The 21100-nt window shown below is 46.7% G+C and carries 19 protein-coding genes; 7 read left to right on the plus strand and 12 right to left on the minus strand.

Features of this window, described 5'->3' with window-relative positions:
• The first annotated feature begins 171 nt into the window (after positions 1-171).
• A complete protein-coding gene (gene pnp, locus SFV55_RS00235) occupies positions 172-2481 on the plus strand; it encodes a polyribonucleotide nucleotidyltransferase (RefSeq protein WP_320027426.1) in 2310 nt (769 codons plus the stop codon).
• Positions 2482-2717: 236 nt separating this feature from the next.
• Here the strand turns inward: pnp and SFV55_RS00240 are convergent, their stop codons facing one another.
• Positions 2718-3008 carry a hypothetical protein gene (locus SFV55_RS00240; RefSeq protein ID WP_320027427.1) on the minus strand — a complete coding sequence of 97 codons (291 nt, stop codon included), beginning with the start codon at positions 3006-3008 and terminating at the stop codon, positions 2718-2720.
• Between the two features lie 406 nt (positions 3009-3414).
• On the opposite strand from SFV55_RS00240, the gene SFV55_RS00245 reads away from it, so the two are divergent.
• The 3 genes from SFV55_RS00245 (at position 3415) to SFV55_RS00255 (ending at position 6208) form a co-directional block, all read left to right on the plus strand.
• Positions 3415-4281 (plus strand): RNA polymerase sigma factor RpoD/SigA, encoded by an 867-nt coding sequence (locus tag SFV55_RS00245; protein ID WP_320027428.1) that lies wholly within the window; start codon positions 3415-3417, stop codon positions 4279-4281.
• Between the two features lie 249 nt (positions 4282-4530).
• Positions 4531-5532, plus strand: coding sequence for an SH3 domain-containing protein (locus tag SFV55_RS00250; RefSeq protein ID WP_320027429.1), 1002 nt, complete (start codon positions 4531-4533; stop codon positions 5530-5532).
• A 10-nt stretch (positions 5533-5542) separates the two neighbouring features.
• The gene (locus SFV55_RS00255; protein ID WP_320027430.1) at positions 5543-6208 is read left to right on the plus strand and encodes a hypothetical protein; all 666 of its coding nucleotides are present in this window, start codon (positions 5543-5545) and stop codon (positions 6206-6208) included.
• Between the two features lie 87 nt (positions 6209-6295).
• On the opposite strand, the gene SFV55_RS00260 is transcribed toward SFV55_RS00255, so the two are convergent.
• On the minus strand, positions 6296-7495 hold the full coding sequence (locus SFV55_RS00260) for an AGE family epimerase/isomerase (protein ID WP_320027431.1): 1200 nt from the start codon (positions 7493-7495) through the stop codon (positions 6296-6298).
• Positions 7496-7561: 66 nt separating this feature from the next.
• Complete coding sequence (locus SFV55_RS00265; RefSeq protein ID WP_320027432.1) at positions 7562-8749, minus strand: glycosidase; 1188 nt, start codon at positions 8747-8749, stop codon at positions 7562-7564.
• Positions 8750-9003: 254 nt separating this feature from the next.
• Between SFV55_RS00265 and SFV55_RS00270 the strand changes: the two genes are divergently transcribed.
• Together SFV55_RS00270 and SFV55_RS00275 are read left to right on the plus strand one after the other, a co-directional pair.
• Positions 9004-10050, plus strand: coding sequence for a UDP-glucose--hexose-1-phosphate uridylyltransferase (locus tag SFV55_RS00270; protein ID WP_320027433.1), 1047 nt, complete (start codon positions 9004-9006; stop codon positions 10048-10050).
• 773 nt (positions 10051-10823) lie between these two features.
• Positions 10824-12044 (plus strand): hypothetical protein, encoded by a 1221-nt coding sequence (locus SFV55_RS00275; RefSeq protein WP_320027434.1) that lies wholly within the window; start codon positions 10824-10826, stop codon positions 12042-12044.
• Positions 12045-12332: 288 nt separating this feature from the next.
• Here the strand turns inward: SFV55_RS00275 and SFV55_RS00280 are convergent, their stop codons facing one another.
• Together SFV55_RS00280 and SFV55_RS00285 are read right to left on the minus strand one after the other, a co-directional pair.
• The gene (locus SFV55_RS00280; protein WP_320027435.1) at positions 12333-12749 is read right to left on the minus strand and encodes an SET domain-containing protein; all 417 of its coding nucleotides are present in this window, start codon (positions 12747-12749) and stop codon (positions 12333-12335) included.
• 89 nt (positions 12750-12838) lie between these two features.
• Positions 12839-14056 (minus strand): TCR/Tet family MFS transporter, encoded by a 1218-nt coding sequence (locus SFV55_RS00285; protein ID WP_320027436.1) that lies wholly within the window; start codon positions 14054-14056, stop codon positions 12839-12841.
• A gap of 141 nt (positions 14057-14197) precedes the next feature.
• Here SFV55_RS00285 and SFV55_RS00290 point away from each other — a divergent pair, with 141 nt between their 5' ends.
• Positions 14198-14476 carry a hypothetical protein gene (locus SFV55_RS00290; RefSeq protein ID WP_320027437.1) on the plus strand — a complete coding sequence of 93 codons (279 nt, stop codon included), beginning with the start codon at positions 14198-14200 and terminating at the stop codon, positions 14474-14476.
• Positions 14477-14518: 42 nt separating this feature from the next.
• Here the strand turns inward: SFV55_RS00290 and sucD are convergent, their stop codons facing one another.
• The 7 genes from sucD to rpsD form a co-directional block, all read right to left on the minus strand.
• Positions 14519-15391, minus strand: coding sequence for a succinate--CoA ligase subunit alpha (gene sucD, locus SFV55_RS00295; RefSeq protein WP_320027438.1), 873 nt, complete (start codon positions 15389-15391; stop codon positions 14519-14521).
• A 91-nt stretch (positions 15392-15482) separates the two neighbouring features.
• Positions 15483-15791: a hypothetical protein gene (locus tag SFV55_RS00300; RefSeq protein WP_320027439.1), complete on the minus strand. Its 309-nt coding sequence runs from the start codon at positions 15789-15791 to the stop codon at positions 15483-15485.
• Between the two features lie 27 nt (positions 15792-15818).
• A complete protein-coding gene (eno, locus tag SFV55_RS00305; protein WP_320027440.1) occupies positions 15819-17108 on the minus strand; it encodes a phosphopyruvate hydratase in 1290 nt (429 codons plus the stop codon).
• Between the two features lie 94 nt (positions 17109-17202).
• Positions 17203-18318: a glutamine-hydrolyzing carbamoyl-phosphate synthase small subunit gene (gene carA / locus SFV55_RS00310; protein ID WP_320027441.1), complete on the minus strand. Its 1116-nt coding sequence runs from the start codon at positions 18316-18318 to the stop codon at positions 17203-17205.
• 231 nt (positions 18319-18549) lie between these two features.
• Positions 18550-19071, minus strand: a complete 522-nt coding sequence (gene rplQ / locus SFV55_RS00315; RefSeq protein ID WP_320027442.1) for a 50S ribosomal protein L17 — start codon at positions 19069-19071, stop codon at positions 18550-18552.
• A gap of 291 nt (positions 19072-19362) precedes the next feature.
• Positions 19363-20361: a DNA-directed RNA polymerase subunit alpha gene (locus SFV55_RS00320; RefSeq protein WP_320027443.1), complete on the minus strand. Its 999-nt coding sequence runs from the start codon at positions 20359-20361 to the stop codon at positions 19363-19365.
• 175 nt (positions 20362-20536) lie between these two features.
• Positions 20537-21100, minus strand: a 564-nt coding sequence (rpsD, locus tag SFV55_RS00325; RefSeq protein WP_413776671.1) for a 30S ribosomal protein S4, incomplete at its 5' end; no start/stop codon positions are given.

Consider the following 21100-nt stretch of genomic DNA (forward strand, 5'->3'; position numbering starts at 1 on the left):
GTGCAGACTGATTTTTGAGGTCAAAGAGCAACTTTTCTTGATGTGCAATCTTCTCTCCTCATTTTTCTTCAACTTTTTTGTCCGTCCTGCATTTTACGCTTCAACACTTCAAGTTTCAACAACTTTAGGATACAAGAAGGTTAAGACATATTCAAAAAGCGATTTCAATTTATGGGACAACAGATTCCAATCACGAAGTCTTTCAACTTGCCCGATGGTCGTGAAGTGACCATCGAAACTGGTAAGTTAGCTACCCAAGCCGACGGCTCGGTAGTGGTACGGTGCGGCAATACCATGATTTTCGCCGTAGCTACCTCAGACAAAGAAGCCCGCCCAGGTCAAGATTTTTTCCCACTTTCGGTGGACTATCAAGAAAAATTTGCCTCAGCAGGACGTATTCCTGGCAACTTCTTTCGTCGCGAGACTAAACTTTCCGACTACGAAGTACTGATCTCTCGTTTGGTAGACCGCGCGATTCGCCCGCTCTTCCCAGACCACTACATGAATGACACTCAGATCATCATCAACCTGATCTCGACTGACAAAAACGTATTGCCTGATGCTTTTGTAGCATTGGCCGCCTCCGCTGCACTGAGCGTTTCGGATATCCCATTCCAGGGTCCTATCTCCGAAGTACGGGTTGCCCGCATCGACGGCGAGTTTGTGATCAACCCCAATAAGGATGACCTGAAACGCGCCGACCTCGACTTGATCGTAGCTGCTACCATGCAGGACATCACCATGGTTGAAGGAGAAGGTAAAGAAATCCAGGAAGATGCGATGATTGATGCCTTGCGCATCGCTCATGAAGCCATCAAGGTACAATGCCAGGCGCAAATTGAACTGGCGCAATTGGTAGGGGACAAAGCCCTCAACAAACGTGAAGTAGCACCACTGCCTGAAGACGAAGAAGTATTGGCCAAAACCAAAGAATTGGTTAGCGACAAAATTCGTACCCTGGCCAGCAGTGCTTCCGATAAAAACACCCGCAAGAAGCAGTTTGAAGCCATCAAAAAAGAAGCCGAAGAAGCATTGTCTGCTGCTTATGGTGAAGAAGCATGGCCAGAGAAAAAGCCTTTCTTCAAACGCTACTACGACAAACTGAAAAAATCGATCGTACGCGATGTGATCCTGGATGGTATCCGTTTGGATGGCCGGGGCACCAGCGACATTCGCCCCATCTGGTGTGAAGTGGATTACCTGCCTTCTACGCATGGTTCTGCCATCTTTACGCGTGGTGAAACCCAGGCTTTGACCTCATTGACCTTGGGTACCAAGATGGACGAAATGATGATCGACAATGCTCAGGAGCTGTACCACGAGAAATTCATCCTGCATTACAACTTCCCGGGTTTCTCGGTAGGTGAAGTTAAACCTTCCCGTGGCCCTGGCCGCCGTGAAGTTGGTCACGCCAACCTGGCTGCTCGTTCCTTGCGCAAAGTAATGCCCACCGATCTGCCTTATACCGTGCGGATTGTATCGGACATCCTGGAATCCAATGGTTCTTCCTCTATGGCCACCGTTTGTGCAGGTACACTTGCACTGATGGACGCCGGGGTGAAAATCAAGGCACCTGTATCTGGTATCGCAATGGGTATGATCAAGGAAGGTGACCGCGTAGCGATCCTGAGCGACATCCTGGGCGATGAAGATGCACTGGGCGATATGGACTTCAAAGTTACTGGCACTGAAAACGGGATCACTGGTTGCCAAATGGACATCAAAATTGATGGTTTGCCTTACGATTTGTTGATCCGTGCCCTCAATCAGGCTCGCGAAGGTCGTTTGCACATCCTCAATGAGATGAAAAAGACCATCGAAGCACCTCGTGAAGATTACAAACCACACGCGCCACGCATCGTGGAAATCATCATCGACAAGAGCTTCATCGGAGCAGTGATCGGCCCAGGTGGCAAAGTCATCCAGGAAATCCAGGCTTCTACTGGCACGCAAATCAACATTGAAGAAAAAGGCGATAAAGGTCACGTGACCATCGCTTCTGCCAATAAAGATGCCATCGACAAAGCCATCGAGTGGGTCAACCGCATCACCTTCAACCCTACGGTAGGTGACGTGTTCCGCGGCGTGGTGAAGTCGGTAATGCCTTACGGCGTATTTGTCGATTTCAACGGCAAGAGTGGTCTTTTGCACGTATCCGAAATCAGCCATACCCGCATCGACAATGTGGAAGATGTACTGAAAGAAGGTGACGAGATCAAAGTCCAACTGGTTGAAGTAGACAAAAAGACCGGCAAAATGCGCTTGTCTCGCAAATCCTTGTTGCCAAGACCTCCAGGTATGGAAGACAACGGCGGCGACAATGGCGGCGAAAGACGTGAACCACGTGGCGATTATGGCGATCGTCGCGGCGGCGACCGTGGTGGTGACCGCAGAGGTGGCGGTGGAGATCGTCGTGGTGGCGGTGATCGCGATCGCGGCGGCGACCGTGGCAACTGGGGTAATAACCGGGATCGGGATTAGTCCTGATGCTGAGTGAGAATAAAAGGAAGGCCTTCTGCTTGTAGTGAGCGGAAGGCTTTTTTGTTGGGGCAGTTCTGGAAGGCCGGAGTTACTTCATTACCTAATTGAGCGAAGGGCGCTTCAATTGCCACGTGCTTTAGCGCGTGGATGGAGATTGCCTTTTGATGCACTTTAGTCCTGGCATTAATTTTTAAGCGAGGGCAAGCCCATTTTCAAAAAATCCTGCTAACCACGCGCTAAAGCACGTGGCAATTCATGTCCTCCGAGTAAAATATCCAGTAGTATGGCGCTTGACTCAAAGCCCCAATTTGTTGGTGTTTGCTCAGGTTGTCCAGCAAGCGTTGATTCCAGGTTTCCAGTTTGTATCCGCCAAAATCATTGATGGAGCCGTCGTCAAAGGTGAAAGCGATTTTGGGTTTACTGCCCTCTTTTTCCCGTTGAGGTTTGGATTGGAAAGAAAACATCAAGCCAACAGAGATAAACAATAAAAAAGGCAAAATTCCAGGCCTGTACTTGATTGGATGCATGGTTTTTAATTTAAAACGAAGCTAGCTTTTTCTGTTGCATACACCTAAGGATTCCACTTTGTCGAAATAAGCTCCTATTCGGTAGGTGATCTTGCTATTTTAGTCTCATAGGAGTGTAACTTTCTTAATTTGTCATACTTTTCACCACACCTTTATCGTACAATTTGCGTCTAAACAACTGTAAAAAGTGCAGATCATAGAAAAAACCTTCGATTTGCAATTTTTTTCTCATAAAATCAAGTTTTTCTCAAATTTTGAAACTATTTTTAAGAGGAAAGCGTATGATAAGGGGAGTAGAATGTAAAGCGGTCAACGCGAACATGATGCCCTGAACCGTTGTTTACTCTTTGTTGAACTTAAAAAACAACCCCATTTGTTAAAACTTAATTCCAAAACTTCCTAAGTTATGCGTCAGCTAAAAATTACGAACAAAATTACGGCCCGCGAAAGTTTGGCCTTGGACAAATACCTGAACGACATCGGTAAGATCCCAATGCTTACTGCCGATGACGAAGCGGAAATGGCGCGCCGTATTCGACAAGGTGACGATGATGCTATGGCAAAATTGACGCGAGCCAATTTGCGTTTTGTTGTATCTGTAGCCAAGCAGTATCAAAACCAAGGACTATCCCTCAGTGACTTGATCAACGAAGGCAACGTAGGTTTGATGAAAGCCGCCAAGCGTTTTGATGAAACCAAAGGTTTTAAATTCATCTCTTACGCAGTGTGGTGGATTCGCCAATCCATTCTGCAAGCCATCGTAGAATACTCGCGCATCGTTCGTTTGCCACTCAACAAAGTGGGTTCTTACAATAAAGTCAATGAAGCGTACCTCTCCTTTATCCAGGAGTTTGAACGTGAACCGACCAACGAAGAATTGGCCGAATTGCTCGAAATGAGCCCCAAAGAAGTGGGGAACATGCTCAAAGGCAATGGCCGCCACGTGAGCGTGGATGCACCATTGAGTGGTGAAGAAGGGGATTCAACTATGTTGGACGTCATTATAGACCAGGACGACATGGGTCCCGACTTCCGCCTGATGGAACAGTCCCTCAAGGACGAAGTGAAACAAGGTTTGTCGATCCTCAATATCCGTGAAGTTGAAGTCCTTTCAGCTTATTACGGGTTGGAGGGCCAAAAACCACTTACGCTGGAAGAAATTGGTGAGATGTATGGTTTGACCCGCGAACGGGTACGCCAAATCAAGGAGCGCGCCATCCGCCGCTTGCGCAAATCATACAACCGCAACAATTTAAGATCTTATTTAGGCTAATTGGGTGAGTTGTTGCCCCTGAGCAACAACCTTTTTGTTGTGACAGAGGGGACGAGAGGCATCAGTAATTACTGATTGTGCGGCCAGAAGTGAAGAACCACTGAATACTGTCTTTTGTCCCCATCTCTATTTTTTGCGCTCGATCAAATTCTTGCCGATATGCAGCTCATTTTCAAGGCATTTGTCCAATCTTTATGCTGCCTTGTTTTCCTTTTTAACTTATTTTCTTGCTCTTCCAAGCAAACTTCATTGCCTAAAGATTCTTCCCAGATTCTGGTATACAAACCCGGTTTACGGCTGTTTTCCACACCAGGTAGCCAAGGCAAAGCCATCCGTAAGCTTCAACAGGGTGAGCTACTTCAGGACCTGGGCGAGGTAAGCCCTTTTTTGACTCCTTTGTCCATGAATGGCCAAGGGTATATCGAGCCCTGGCTCAAGGTGCGTACACAGCAAGGGGAAGTCGGCTGGGTGTATGGTGCAGTGTTGTACAATCTGCAAGAACAGGCCTCCGAACAAATAATCCCTAAACGCCTGGCAGCGCTTTTTGGGGCCTCTTTAGCTCAAAAAATGGATCAATACAAGCGCAATTTTCAAGCTGCCCAAACAGACCAGGAATTGGCTCAGGCCTACCATCAGTTCCGCGAAGTGTTGGATTCGTTGAACTTACATACCTCCTTCGCACTGGCGGTTGATCCTACTTATACCCTACCCAATTTGACCTGGTTGCCCCAGGTTTTGCCAGGGGTAGTCACTCAGATAAAACCCAAGAGGGATGCCTACTATTTCTTTACCCATTATGGGTTGTATAAACAGAAAGCACAACAAACCAAAGGACAGAGTGATGACGATTTTTTTGACTGGTGCATTCAGCAGTTCCCACAAGATAGCATCGAGTACCTCTATCCCAATTACCTCATCGAAACTGACCATGAGGTAGCCCATAGCCTACTGGGTCGTGGTCTGCATTTTCAGGCACTTCAACAGTTGGACGCCTTGTACCGTCGAAAAACAGCTTTTGCCAATGATCTTATTGTTTCCAAAAATCGTTGCATTGATGACATTACTGCTTCTCGCGCCGCCTTCTGGGAAACGCGCGAAAAGATTATTGCCGAATTGACACAAATCTGCCGCTCAGATTTGGTGATCTTGACTAAAGCGGATAAAATTGCACTCGAAACCCGTTTGCAACAACTGCGAAAGCCAAAAACCTATGGCCTTCAAACAGATGTGCAGGCTGGCAGGACGAATTAAAAAACAAAAAATGGGCATTCTCGCAATTTCAGCCATAATGGTAGCCGGAGCAGGCTTCTATTTGTTTTCACAAAGTTTCCCCAATTTTAAGCCAGGAGAAAAAAAAATTCAGGCTGACCTCAAGGTGATTCGCCAGGAAGTACTCAACAGCATGCCCGATCTGGCCCCTCTACGTACCGAAGACCTCGAGTCTTTGTCTTCCAAGGAGATCGACAAAAGTGTTAAAAAGCGGGGCACCACCGATCAGCGAGGCGTTTTTGTAACCATTTTTGAGGAACCCGCGGCGGCTTATTATTACCGCAAGTATTTGTCCAACAAACGGGATGCCCTGCTTTTTGCAAAAACCTATCACCACGAATACAATTACTGGATCAAAGGGGATGAGGTCAATCTGGCCATTGACAAGCAACAACTTGGCGTTTACAATGAAAAAACAGGCGTACTCATTGGTGCACGCAGCCAGAAAACGATTGCCCAACTGGACAAGTCTAAACCCGAAAAAATGGAGATGAACATTCAGGGTCGAGCCATTGGCAATATTGTTGTGCCCCGGCCTGGTGCTAAGGACACCCTGAGCCAACGTTGTTTTGACTTTGTACGCAATGATTTAAGCAAAGAAGAGGAGGCCATTTTGTTGGCCATTGCCATTTTTGAAATGGTAGAAAGAAAAATATAGTACTTGTAAAAACACCAGCCGTCAGGAAGCACTGCTGAACGGCTGGTTAACACACTATTGATTATGTATGAAACACTCTAATCGCATTTATAAATACTCACCAATACGCCGCATCCCCTCCAAACAGGCCCTGGTATTGTGATAAGGACATTTCCAAAAACCCACTTTATCTTCAGAAGCCATTACTTTTCCTTGGGCGTCGATTCCCCAATACCATTCTCCATGTAATTTGTCCTTTAAATGGTTTTGGATGTAGGCCCAACAAGACAAGGATTTTTCCAAAAAGTGCTCCGCTTGGGTCAATTCCCAGGCGTTCAAAAAACCCACCATAGCCTCTGCTTCCACCCACCAGTGTTTTTCGGGCAAATGATCTTCGTACAACAAGGCTCCAATTTGAGCATCAAAGCCCTCTCCTGCTGCCTGAGCTACAGCTATGGCCATTCGGCGGGCATCTTCAATTCGATACCCTGCAATTTCTGCTGCCTCCAACAATAACCAGGCTGTTTCAATGTCATGTCCGAAGGATACTGGAGACGGAGAAGGATTCCAGCGGGCGTCAAAAAAACAAATCAGGTGATTGGTTTCAGGGGCGATAATTTTATCTAAAAATAGATCAATCAGGTTCTTGAGCTGCTGATGCAATTTCGGGTCGGGCCAAGTACGGTAAAAATTAGCGTAAGCTTCCAGAATGTGCAGATGCGTATTCATGGTTTTGGGATCGTTGCGATCTTTGGGGCTTAGGCGCAAGTCTTCCAGGGCTGATCCATCCTGGGCCACCGCTTCCCAGTATCCATTGTGTTGTGGGTCAAAACTGTGTTTTTCAATCCACTTAAAAACCTCAAAGGCTTGCTGCAATACTGGTGCTTGTTGTTCCTCACCCAATACCAGCAGGTACTCTGCCAGGGCATACAACACAAAAGCCTGTCCATAAATTTGCTTGCGGGTATTCAAGGCCGAGCCATCCGAAGAAATAGACCAATAATACCCTCCAAATTGGTCATCATAAAACTGAGTGGAAAGAACGCCGAAGGCTCGCTGTGCCGCCGCCAAATACATCGGATCATGGAGATTGGCGTATGCGGCAGAAAAAGTCCATAAAATTCTTGCATTGAGCACCAGCCCCTTCGGCGCCGTATAATCCACTAGGCCTTGGTTGTCCATTTTGCCAATAAATCCACCCTGCCGATGGTCAATCGTTTGGGTTGACCAGAAATGCAGGATTTCAGTCAGCTCGTTTTTGAGGTCGGCGTGAAATTGGTGAAAAATGGCTTTATCGTTGGAGAACATAATTTAATGAGAGATGAGAGATGAGAGATTCAAATTATCGCCGCCGCTGCGGTAGCCTTTTATCTTTTATCTCTCCTCTTTCATCTCTATCTTATTTCGTTGAATAATGGCCTTGAGCGTTTCCACACTCGCTGCCGAGCGGAATCCATCCTCGGGGGTGTTGATGCAATAATCTACCAGGCGATCCAGCGTAGAAGTAGCCACATGCAACCGGGTGTCGGAAGATGCGTAATAAATAAAAACCGAGCCGTCATCATCCAGAATCCAACCATTGGAAAAGGCTACATTGGATACGTCCCCTACCCTTTCCAAACCTTCTGGTGCCAGGAAATACCCGGCAGGTTGATGAATGACTTTGGTTAAATCCTGTAAATCGGTCATAAACAGGTACAGAACATAGCGCAACCCAGCTGCAGTATTGCGCACCCCATGAGCCAGGTGCAGCCAGCCCCGGGGCGTTTTGATCGGTGCAGGGCCCTGTCCATTTTTTACTTCATAAACCGTATGGTATCGCCGTTCGTGGATAATGGTCTCCGCTTCAATAACAGCATTATCCATCGAATCGGCCAATCCAAAGCCGATGCCACCGCCGGTACCCGTGCTGATGAATCCATCCTGTGGCCGGGTATAAAAGGCATATTTTCCATTGACAAACTCGGGATGCAACACCACATTGCGCTGTTGGGCTGAGCCGGTTTTGAGATCTGGCAGTCGTTCCCAATTGACCAAATCCTTGGTGCGGGCCATACCAGCCTGTGCTACAGCCGAGGAAGTATCCGATGGTGGAACCGAAAGGTCTTTGCGTTCGGAGCAAAAAAGTCCGTAAATCCAGCCATCTTCGTGGGCTACCAGGCGCAGGTCGTACACATTGGTATCGGGATCGGCGGTTTCAGGCATGGTGATGGGGTAATCCCAAAACTGGAACTGATCAATTCCATTGGGGCTTTCGGCAATCGCAAAAAACGATTTTCGATCCATGCCTTCCACTCGGGCGGCAACCAAATATTTCCCTTGCCATTTGATGGCCCCGGCATTGAATACTGCGTTGATTCCAAACCGCTCCATCAGGTATGGATTGGTTTGGGGGTTCAAATCGTAGCGCCAAAACAGGGGGGCATGGGCAGCAGTGAGCACGGGATTCTGGTAGCGCTCAAAAATGCCGTTGCCGGGAAGAATTGCCTGATTGGGGGTGTGGATCAGATCCCGGTGTTGGGCCTCCAACTGGATCAAACGTTGCTGAAAAAAAGTACTCATTTTGCTTGGCTTGTTCAATTTACAGGGATGAGGTCAATGTACCTCATCCCAATAAAAATAGAAAATCAGAAGTTTGTTGTGATCTTTAACCCACTTACAGGCAATTGTTCCATTGCAAAAGCAAAAGTGAACAATTCACTGTAAAACAAGGGTTGGATGTGGTCACAATTGACGGGGACAATTGTAACGGTTATTTGTGAAAAAAACTTATCCTAGCATCGGCCAATGTGTATTTTTACGCCAAACAAATGAACATGCAAACGTTAGACTTCTACGAACACCCCCACCGCCGTTACAATATCCTCACTGGTGAGTGGGTACTGGTTTCTCCGCACCGCACCAAACGCCCCTGGCAGGGCAAGGTTGAAAAAGCGGATACCAGTCGTAAAGCAAGTTATGATGCGACCTGCTACCTTTGCCCCGGCAACGAACGGGCTGGAGGGTTCAAAAACCCCGATTATCCAGATACTTTTGTTTTTACCAATGATTTTGCCGCCCTGCTGGAAGCGTCATCCGATGCTTCCTTTCAGCAAGGATTGCTCCAGGCCAAAGGAGAACGGGGCATTTGTAAAGTGGTTTGTTTTTCTCCTGATCACGGCCTCACCTTGCCACAAATGGAGGTGTCTGCCATCAGCAAAGTAATTGAACTGTGGCAAGCACAGTACCAGGAATTGGGTGCTATTGATTTTATTCAGCATGTACAGATTTTTGAAAACAAGGGTGAAATCATGGGGTGTAGCAACCCTCACCCGCATGGTCAAATCTGGGCTCAATCCACCATCCCTCAGGAAACCAGGTTAAAAACCATTCAGCAGGATCAATACTGGCGACAAAACCAGCGCAGCTTGTTGGGCGACTACCTTACCCAGGAACTCAAAGAGGGCAGCCGCATCATCCTGGAAAACGAGAATTTTGTAGCCCTGGTGCCTTTTTGGGCCATCTGGCCTTACGAAGCCATGATCATCCCTCGTCGCCAGATGTGTGACATCACGGAGATGAACGAAGGCGAAAAAAATACTTTTGCCCAAATCCTGAAAGCCCTGACCATTCGATTTGACAATTTATTTGAAACTTCTTTTCCTTATTCAGCAGGCATTCATCAAGCGCCTACCGATGAACAGCAGCATCCCGAATGGCACTGGCACATGTGTTTTTATCCACCATTATTGAGGTCTGCCACGGTCAAAAAATTCATGGTTGGCTATGAGCTTTTTGCTGAACCTCAAAGGGATGTGACTGCAGAATATGCGGCGGAGCGATTGCGGAATTTGCCAGAGCTGCATTATTCAGCCCAAGAATAGGTAAAAAACAGCCGAGGAGCTGATCAGCGTCCTCGGCTTAAACGCCCAGGTTGTTCAACAATTAGGCAAAATTGGTTTAACCTGAGCAATAATTTTGAGCGTGCTTTACAAAAAAAAACTACTTTTAAATGGGAACCAAGAGGACCCAAAAGCCCTCTGGCTCCCGAATACCAAAGTTTAATTTGTTTTTGCTCCAAGAATGTGGAGAGCAAGTAGAACTCCGTTCGAAGGGGAAGTAGTCTGGGCTTCTTGGATTAAGCCAGGATGGACGGAGCTATACCTTTTTTCTTGGATGAGGATAAACTTTGGTTCCATTTTTTTTTGTTGTACCAAAAATAGAGCCTTGAGCTTACAGGCAAAAAGACGCTATTGTTTTGTTTGATTTTTGAACAGAATTTTTACTTTTTTAAACTAAAACAACCGATTAAAAAACAACAGGTTGCAGAAAATTCACCAAAGTTTAAATTTCTATGACTGAAGCTGAAACTTTCGAACAAGAAGTAGGAACGCTACTTGAGCAATATCATTCCTATTGGTTGGGGCTAAACACATCAGAACGCTCATTATTAAAGGACTTCATGAGTAGCCCTATACACAATTGCAACAGACAAGTTTTAGAGTTAAGTATATATCTAAGCGCACAGTTTAAAAACAATAAAAATGTAGATTTCTCTAGTGAAGTGCTGATCAGAAAATACTCATCGGGGCGAAAGGCCGATCATTTGTCGATCCATCAGTCTAAATTCATTGAACAATTAAAAACCTTAATTGGCTTGATTGAGCACTTTTTGGTTTATCAACAAGTTATGGGTGAAAAACTGGTTTACCAACGATTGCTGGTCAAAAGTCTCAAAGAGCGGAAGAACAATGACTTGTTTTTAAAGGCTGCTGCCGATTTTCGCACCAGCCTCAATAAAAGCCAACTGACGATTATGGTGGCTGCTGACAAATGGTGGCTGGAACATCAGTGCTATTACCACAAGTATACCGACCACAATTCAGCCCAAAGTGTTTTTGATCGCAACATTGTCGCCTTTGACACCTTCAATCAAGTTACCGTTCTCAGAAATTACCTGGAAATGCTCAATCGCGATTCACCGGATGAGTCGATGCTTGAACAATTTGATCGTGCTTTTGAGCACATTTTGGCTACAAAAACTAAATTTCCCACTTTGATCAAACTGTACATTACCATGATCAAGATTTTGAAATGTGCAGATGAACTACCCTCCCCTGATTATTTCGATTTCAAAAAAACCTTTTTCGATAGGCAATATGAGCTGGCCAAGGTAGATCAGTTGATTTTAGCCAAAACTTGCAGCAACTACCTCTATCTGGTTTATACTCAGCTAGGTAGCCCCTGGCTGGATGAAACTTTTGAGTGGCATGAATACATCAGCCAAAAAGGGCTCTATGGCCTGGATGGAACAATTTCAGAGGATGAATACCTGAATTTTTACTTGCTTGCCCTCGCCTTGAAGAAAAAGAAAGAGCTAAGGTTTTTTCAAGAGACGTACACCAAAATGCTGGATCAAAAAATCAATGACCAGGTATTGAGTTTGTGTCAAACCTCCGCTTTGCAAAAAGAGAATAAAATAGAGGAAGCTTTGGCCTTATTGAATAGTGCTTTTCCTTTGAATTCCAAAAAAAGCCTTAAATACGATTTACGCGCCAAAGAATTGAGGGTCATGCTCAGTTACGACATCATGCTAATGAAACAAAAAGACGGCGATACCGTCGATGAACTAGAGCGAAACATTGACAACCTAAAGAAATTTTGTCAACGATTGATCGAAAGCAATCGTATGAGTGAAGATAGAGCTACTCAACACCAAAATTTTCGAATTGTCGCCTCCAAACTTTTCTTGTTACAAAGTAAAGTCCATAAAGAGGAACGAGATGCCATTCTCCAGGACATTCAAAAATTGATAGAAAGCAACGCTCCATTGTCCTATCGCTCCTGGATTTCAAAACAATTGGAGGTGTTGGGGTAAATTACTAGGCTATGCTTCTTGGAGCGGAAAGGGCTGCCGAGTAGTGTTTATGCCTACCAACTGAGTACCCAAAATGAAATGGGGATTTTCCGCAAATCCAAAGTTTTGACTATTTTGTAATTCAGCCCTCTTGGGGGGTGAAAGACAGTAAGAATAACAGGTTTTACCTGAAATTAGGGTTAAGGATGCGACTTTTTATCGCATTCGATATGAAGTATTGTGGGGCACGGTGATAGTATTGCCGGAGCTCCACAACTTTTTTTTGGCGATCAGCTAAAACTTATATGTTTAGCTGATCGCAGCGGGTGGTTCACTACTTCCCCCCTCTTCAAACCATACCGGATCCTGGATTTCTGGGTCCCCATTGTAATTCACGGTAATCTCCTCCCCTGCTTCGATGTCCCTAATGCTCCAAATTTCAATAATGTCATTGTCTGGGTCACACCAATACCGGGCATTTGAATGCCGTGAATGGTTGTACAGTGAGCCAAAGCCTAGAGCAATTGCACACTCATCGTCATTTTCACCCCACAAAAAATAGTAATCATGTAGGAAAGTTTTGTGGATAACTGGCAAGTCTTCCTTGGGGCAGGCAATAACCGGACAAATTTCAATCAGCGAATCAGCCTGGATGGGTTCAGTTGAAAAAACTCCACGCCCCCCCAATTCACTGGGGCCAAAATAGATAGAAGGAATGCGTTGCATAGTTATGAATAATTGTGGCTAATAAAGGCAAGAACCAATAGCAACAATAATTTGAAATGGTTTTTACAATTCATGGAATCAGCAATTGTTTAAATTTTCAGCCCACGTAAACCGTTAACAATCAGCAACCAGCTAAAAAAAACAAGGATTGCTCCTAACCAAAAAGGGGCGGCAGGTAATTGGAATGGGGCTACTGGGGAAGTAAAATAGCCAAACAATTGGGTCATAATCAAAGGTCCGACTACCGAGGTTAAACTCATCACACTGGTGAGTGCACCACGCAATTCACCCTGTTCATTCATCGGAACCTGGTTCGACATCACCCCCTGCAAAGCAGGCATCGCAATCCCCCCCAAAGAAGCGAGAGCGGTAACTGCAAACATCATCCAGCCTTGGTTGGCTATGGCATACAACACAAAACCAATACAGTACAAGATTAAACCTACCGAAATTGATCGGTAATTGCCCAACTTTGGGATGATGGCCCGGGTAAGCCCACCTTGCACCAAAGCAGCCATGATCCCTACAAAGCCCAGCGAAAGGCCCACCATTTTTTCGGTCCATCCAAATTTATCCATACAGTAAAAAGTCCAGGTACTTTGGGTGGCAAAACCCGCAATCATGATCAACACATTGGGAAAAACCAATCCAAGTACAATGGGGTAACGCCGCAAATTCAGCAAAGAGTTGACCGGATTGGAACGGGACCATTCAAAGGGGCGGCGGTTTTCGGGCAAGAGTGATTCAGGCAATACAAAATAACCGTACAACCAGTTAATCAGGGTTAGCCCTGCCGATACAAAGAAAGGGACTCTTGCACCATATTCTCCCAAAAAGCCTCCCAATACAGGCCCCAAAATGAAGCCCAAACCAAATGCAGCACCAATCAATCCAAAGTTTTGGGCCCGTTTTTCGGGCGGGCTTACATCGGCAATATAGGCGCCCGCCGTAGTGAAGCTTGCTCCGGTAATCCCTGCAATAATCCTCCCCAAAAACAACCAGCCCAGAGTTGGAGCCAAACCCAGCACGATATAGTCAATCCCAAAGCCCAACAAGGAAAACAACAGCACTGGTCTACGCCCGTACTGATCACTCAATCCCCCCAAAATTGGAGAAAAAATAAATTGCATGGAAGCATAGGCAAAAATCATCCAGCCCCCATAACGAGCGGCTGAACTCAAGCCTTCGCCGCTCAACTCCATAATGAGTTTGGGCAAAACCGGTATGATGATGCCCAGACCAGTAACGTCGATGAGCATAGTGATGAAAATGAAAGTGAGGGCAGAGCCTTGGCGTTTTTGACTCATGTAGGTTGAATTTGGACGGTCTTTAACGGGGTGAAGATAAGGAAGCTAACCCAAGAAAAGAGGCTAAATGCAGCAAATAAAATTCAATAAAAAATTTTAAAAATCGACCAAAAGAACTATACTTATAGAAAATGTTGAATTATGACCGCCGCGATAGGAATGGAAAGCAAGTCGGAGTATGAACTGGAACGTGGAAAACCTATGCCGAATAAGATTCATTCCCTTTTGCAAAGACGCCTGACCGTATTTTGGTCAAACCAATATGCAGAACAGTATGAGGTTTTTCCAGAGTTGACCTTTGAGCTTCCAGAGGAAAATGCAACTCCAGATTTGGCCATTTTTGTAAAGGAAGGGATGTTAAGAGATGAGGTACTGGGAATCGAAATGCCGATGGAGAAAATTTTTGGTAGTATGGGGTAAAGATGCGATGCATCACACCTCTACCCCAACTGTGCTCTTTTACTATCTTCCCAGTGCTTTCAACACGGTACTTCCCAGATCTGCTGGTGAATGCACCACATGAATCCCACACTCTTCCATAATTTTCATTTTGGCTTCAGCAGTATCATCAGCGCCGCCGATGATGGCTCCCGCGTGGCCCATTTTCCGGCCTTTGGGTGCAGTTTGCCCCGCGATGAATCCTACTACAGGCTTGGTGCCATATTTTTTCACGTAGCGGGCAGCTTCAGCTTCCATGCCCCCACCAATTTCACCAATCATGATGATGGCTTCGGTTTCGGGGTCGTTCATCAGCAATTCAACCGCTTCCTTGGTAGAAGTACCTACGATGGGGTCGCCACCGATTCCAATACAGGTTGACTGGCCCAGGCCAGCTTTGGTCACTTGATCTACCGCTTCATAGGTCAAGGTACCAGAACGGGAAACAATACCAATGGTTCCTTTTTTGTGAATAAAGCCAGGCATGATGCCACATTTGGCTTCATCAGGAGTGATTACCCCAGGGCAGTTTGGTCCGATCAGACGGCAATCGCGGTTGGCGATGTAGGCCTTTACTTTCACCATATCCTGTACCGGAATCCCTTCCGTAATACAGATGATGACTTTGATACCCGCGTCAGCAGCTTCCATAATGGCATCTGCCGCAAATGCAGGTGGTACAAAAATCACCGATACGTCGGCTCCCCCTTGCTTTACCGCTTGGTCAACGGTATCCCAAACGGGTTTGTCCAAATGTGTTGTTCCACCTTTACCCGGAGTAACTCCGCCAATCAGGTTGGTCTTGTACTCCAACATTTGTGTGGCATGGAAAGTACCCTCCTTGCCCGTGAACCCCTGTACAATGATCCGGGAATTCTTATTAACGAGAACCGACATGTGATTAAGTGTTTGGGAGATTCAGTTTAACCTATTCGGCACTTCGGCTTCGCTCAGGGACCGAATAGGGTTAAACTGAATCCCTTGCTATTTATTTTTCTTCTTCAATGATGAATACATCTTCCCCTTCCTTCTTCATGTAGTACTTCTCCCGGGCAAACTGCTCACCGTTTTTCTGAAGGTTTTTGCGTTGCCGCTCAGCCTCCTGAATTTTTTTGGCGTAGTATTCCTTGTCCTGCTCCAACTTATCCTTGGTTTTTTGCAATCTCCATTGTGTGATCACATCGTGTTTGTCGATGAAGATCATCCAAAAGAAAAAAACTGTCAACAACAAGATATATCGGTTCCGAAATGGAGCCGGAATCAGGTTGATGAAGGGTTGGATTGGATTAGCACTCATGAATTTTCAGGTTTTAATGGGTTGCCCCTACCGCCAACGGAAAATACCCGCACCAGGATAGATCGCTGCTTCCGCCAATTCCTCCTCAATACGCAGGAGCTGGTTGTATTTAGCGATCCGGTCAGAGCGCGACATGGAGCCCGTTTTGATCTGGCCTGTATTCAATGCAACGGCCAAATCGGCAATGGTAGTATCTTCGGTTTCGCCAGAGCGGTGGCTCATGACGGAAGTATATGCATTGCGGGTGGCCAAATCTACCGCCTGGATGGTTTCAGTCAAAGAACCAATCTGGTTGACTTTGATCAAAATCGAGTTGGCGGCATTTTTGGCGATGCCTTCGCGCAGGCGCTTGGTGTTGGTTACAAAGAAGTCGTCACCTACAATTTGCAGGCGGCTACCCAATACTCTGGTCATTTCCACCCAGGTATCCCAGTCGTCTTCAGCCAAACCGTCTTCGATGGATACAATCGGGTATTTGTCCACCCAGCTTTTCCAGTAACCCACCATTTCGGATGAGGTCAACTTGTCGCCGCTGGATTTGTGGAAATGGTATACTTTTTCTTCTTCGTTGTAGAATTCGGAAGCGGCAGCATCCATCGCAATCACGATGTCTTCGCCGGGGCGGTAGCCGGCTACTTCAATCGACTTCAGTACAATTTCAATGGCCTCTTCGTTTGACTTGATGTTGGGGGCAAAACCACCTTCATCACCTACGTTGGTAGAGTAGCCGTTTTTCTTGAGTACCGTTTTCAGGTTGTGGAACACTTCGGCTCCCCAACGCAGTGCCTCAGAGAAGGTAGGTGCACCAATCGGCATGATCATGAACTCCTGAAAGTCGATGCTGTTGTCGGCATGTGAACCACCATTGAGGATGTTCATCATCGGCACAGGGAGAGTGCTGGCATTTACCCCACCGATGTAGCGATACAGCGGTTGGCCGCAAGCTTCAGCGGCGGCTTTGGCAACGGCCAGAGATACCCCTAAAATGGCGTTGGCACCCAGTTTGCTTTTATTTTCGGTACCGTCCAGCTCGATGAGCAGTTTATCGATGTAAACTTGCTCGGTTGCATCCAAACCAATCAGTTCATCCGCAATTTCTTCTATTACGTTGCTAACTGCCTTGTTTACACTTTTGCCAAGGTACTGGCTTTTGTCATTGTCGCGAAGCTCTACAGCTTCGTGTTTGCCCGTTGAAGCACCGGATGGAACGGCAGCGCGGCCAAAATAACCGTCTTCGGTGGTTACTTCCACTTCTACCGTTGGGTTGCCGCGGGAGTCGAGAATCTGCCGGGCGTGAACATCAACAATGGTACTCATAAGTCCTTGTGTTGTTTGGTGAAAAAGGTGTGCCGAAGTTTTTAGAAGCCATTGGGGCTTATAGCCATCCGGCAGGTGTTTGTGTTTATATCTTCTATTCCATCAGTTTGATAAAATCATCAAACAGGTAACGTGCATCGTGTGGTCCAGGGGCTGCCTCTGGGTGGTACTGTACCGAAAAGGCTTTTTTTCCCTTCACCCGAATCCCTTCGATGGTATCATCATTGAGGTTGATGTGGGTCACTTCTACGGTAGCTTCCTTGTCCCGGATTGCCTGTGGATCCACCCCAAAGCCGTGATTCTGGCTGGTGATCTCACAATGTCCGGTCAGCAGGTTTTTCACGGGATGATTGATGCCCCGATGGCCATTGAACATCTTGTAGGTAGGGATGTCCAGTGCCAGTGCCAACAATTGGTGACCCAAACAAATCCCGAAAATGGGTTTTTCCTGCTTCAGAATTTCCTTGGCAGTGGTGATGGCATAATCCATTGCAGCGGGGTCGCCAGGGCCATTGGAAAAGAAGAAACCGTCTGGATTGAATTCCTGTAGTTCAGGCAAAGTGGTTTTGGCGGGAAAAACCTTGAGGTAGCACCCACGTTCGGACATACATTCCAGGATGTTGCGTTTGGTGCCAAAGTCCAATACTGCCACTTTGTGCTTGGCATTGGGATCACCAACGTAGTATGGCTCAGTAGTGCTTACTTTGGAGGCCAACTCCAGTCCATCCATAGAAGGCACTTTTGCCAACATTTTTTTCAACTCTGCAATATCCAAAATTTCAGAAGAAATAATGGCATTCATGGCACCTTTGTGGCGGATGTGCCGCACTATTGCGCGGGTATCTACGTCGGAGATGCCTACAAGACCTTCTTTTTCGAAATAGTCCTGGATATCGTCGTCTGCTTGATCGCGGGAATATTGTACAGTGAAGTTTTTGCAAATGAGCCCGGCAATTTTGATGCTGCCCGACTCTACTTCGCTGGATTTGGTGCCGTAGTTGCCAATGTGTGCATTGGTGGTCACCAACAATTGACCGAAGTAAGAAGGATCGGTAAAAATTTCCTGGTAGCCCGTCATTCCAGTGTTGAAGCAGATTTCGCCGGTGGTGGTGCCAATTTTTCCGGCAGCCTTCCCGTGGTAAACGGTACCATCTTCCAGTAATAGAATCGCGGGGGTATAGTTGGGTTCTTTACTGAACTTCTCTTCCATTGCTTTAATTTGGGTGCAAAATTAATGATTGATGGGGAAAAAGGGGAGGAAAAATGAAAGATTGATGGTTTTTTTTTCGGGGGCGGCGACTTACAATTGGCCACAAGAGTAAAAATATATCGATTAGTGCCTCCTGTCCGGAAGGTCACTTTTCCCTTTCCCCAAACAAAAAAGGCGACACCAAGTTTCCCCTGGCATCGCCCTTTTCTGAATAATCCGTATTGGTCTGGTTTATTCCTTATCTTCTGCTTCTTCAGCAACTTCTTCCGTTGTTTCAACAACTTCGGTGGTGGTACTTGTAGCAGCAGGAGCAGCCTCAGTTTTACCTTTGCCACCACGACCACGGCGACGGCGTTTGCCATCCGCTTTAGCCTCAGCACCTGGGTTGTACAATTCGTTGAAGTCTACGAACTCGATGATCGCCATGTCTGATGCGTCACTGCGACGGAAGCCAATCTTGATGATGCGCAGGTAACCACCGGGGCGGTCGCCAACCTTTGGGCCGATTACATCAAACAACTCCTTGATCGCCTCCTTGTTCTGGAGGTAGCTGAACACTACGCGGCGGTTGTGGGTAGAGTCGTCTTTGGCTTTGGTTACCAGCGGCTCCAAATGCACCCGCAGTGCTTTTGCCTTGGCCAAAGTAGTGGTGATGCGCTTGTGTGTGATCAGCGCGATGCTCAGGTTCATCAACAGAGCCTGACGGTGCTCGGCCTTACGGCCAAGGTGGTTGTGTTTTTTTCCGTGTCTCATTTTATTGAGTTCTTGTCTTCGCAACACGATCGCGGGAAGCGACGGTTATTGCAAGGTTCCACGACTGAGTCATGGAGTGGTGATGTATGTAGGCTCCCACTACACTCCCAGGTCTAAAGCAAGGGTGGTGTAGGCTCCCACACTGTAGCCCACGGCTAAAGCCATGGGTTGATTCTGTGGGTGGGCTCCCACGGTTAAAACCGTGGGTTGCCAAAGTTTAAGGTCGAAGGTAGTAGCTCAGGCAGCGGGGCTCACACCCACACGATCACACCCAAACACACAATCTTTTCTTTACTCTTCGTCAAGTTTGTACTTGGACAGGTCCATGCCGAAGGTGAGTCCCTTTTCCTGGAGGAGTTCTTCGATTTCCACCAAAGACTTCTTACCAAAGTTGCGGAACTTGAGCAACTCGTGGGTATCGTAGTGTACCAATTCGGCCAGGGTGTTGATCTTGGCAGCTTTGAGACAGTTGTACGCACGAACGGACAGGTCCAAATCTTCTAGTGAAGTTTTCAGCAGCTTGCGCATGTGGAGGATGTGCTCGTCCACAATGTTGTCTTCGCGGCTGGAAGCGTCATCGAAGGTGATGTTTTCATCGGTGATCAGCATCAGGTGCTGGATCAGGATACGGGAAGCTTCCTTGATGGCGTCTTCGGGGTGGATGGTTCCGTCCGTTTTCACCTCAATGGTCAACTTTTCGTAGTCGGTACGTTGCCCAACCCGCGTGTTCTCGATGCGGTAAGCCACATTTTTGATCGGGGTGTAGATGGCATCAACCGGAATAACGCCGATGGGTGCATCTTTAGGCAGGTTGTCGTCGGCAGGAACGTAGCCACGGCCCTTGGTGATGGTTAATTCCACCTCCAGGTTGACAAATGGCTCCATGGTGCACAACAACAATTCAGGGTTCATCACCCGGAAAACGTTGGTGTGGTCTTCGATGTCACCAGCGCGGAACTCCTCCTTACCATTGATGGTCAGGTAGATTTTTTCAGTGCTGATGTCTTCGTCACCCATCATTTTCTTCAGGCGAACTTGCTTGAGGTTCAGGATGATCTCCACTACATCTTCTACAACGCCACGAATGGTACCGAACTCATGATCGACACCAGCGACGCGCACTGCAGAAATTGCATAGCCTTCCAGGGAAGAGAGCAACACCCGGCGAAGGGAGTTACCTACAGTTTGACCGAAGCCTGGTTCAAGGGGTTTAAACTCAAAAAGACCTTCAAAATCGTTGGCTTTTTGCATTACGATCTTGTCCGGCTTCTGGAAATTAAGAATGCTCATATGCGGATAATGGACTTTGAGAAGGATGAATTGACCGGTCTCTACACGTCAGAACGTCTTCCAACGTTGATCTCCAAACAAAGTATGTTGAAGCACCTAAAGGCTTTATTTTATACCCTCGAATTGTTCATTCTCCAGCTATAAAATAAAACCTTTAAGCACCTAAACGTTGCGATTACTTAGAGTACAATTCGACGATCAGCTGTTCGTTGATCTTTTCGGGAATTACATCCCGAGTAGGGTACTCAATGAAACGTCCTTCGAGTTTATCAGGGTTGAACTCCAACCAGGTAAATCTGCGTGATTCTGGGCTGCGGTTGGCAACACTGTCACGGATAACATCCATTCCCTGAGACTTACCACGCACCGAAACTACATCACCAGGACGCAATTGGTGTGATGGGCTATTGGAAAGGATACCGTTAACCAGAATGTGTTTGTGGCTGACCAATTGACGCGCTCCGCTGCGGGTGCGAGCCAAACCGAGGCGGTAAACCACGTTGTCCAAACGAGCTTCAAGCAATTTGAGTAGCCATTCACCGGTTACCCCGTGCTTGGCAGTAGCTCTTTCAAAAGTGCCACGGAACTGACGCTCCAGAACACCATAGATATATTTAGCCTTTTGTTTTTCGGCTAACTGAACTGCATAATCAGAACGTTGACGGCGCTTACGCATGGCACCGTGCTGACCAGGAGGAAATTTGCGGCGTTCAAAATACTTATCCGCACCGTAAATGGC

Source organism: Haliscomenobacter sp. (assembly GCF_033763495.1).
Taxonomy (GTDB): Bacteria; Bacteroidota; Bacteroidia; order Chitinophagales; family Saprospiraceae; genus Haliscomenobacter.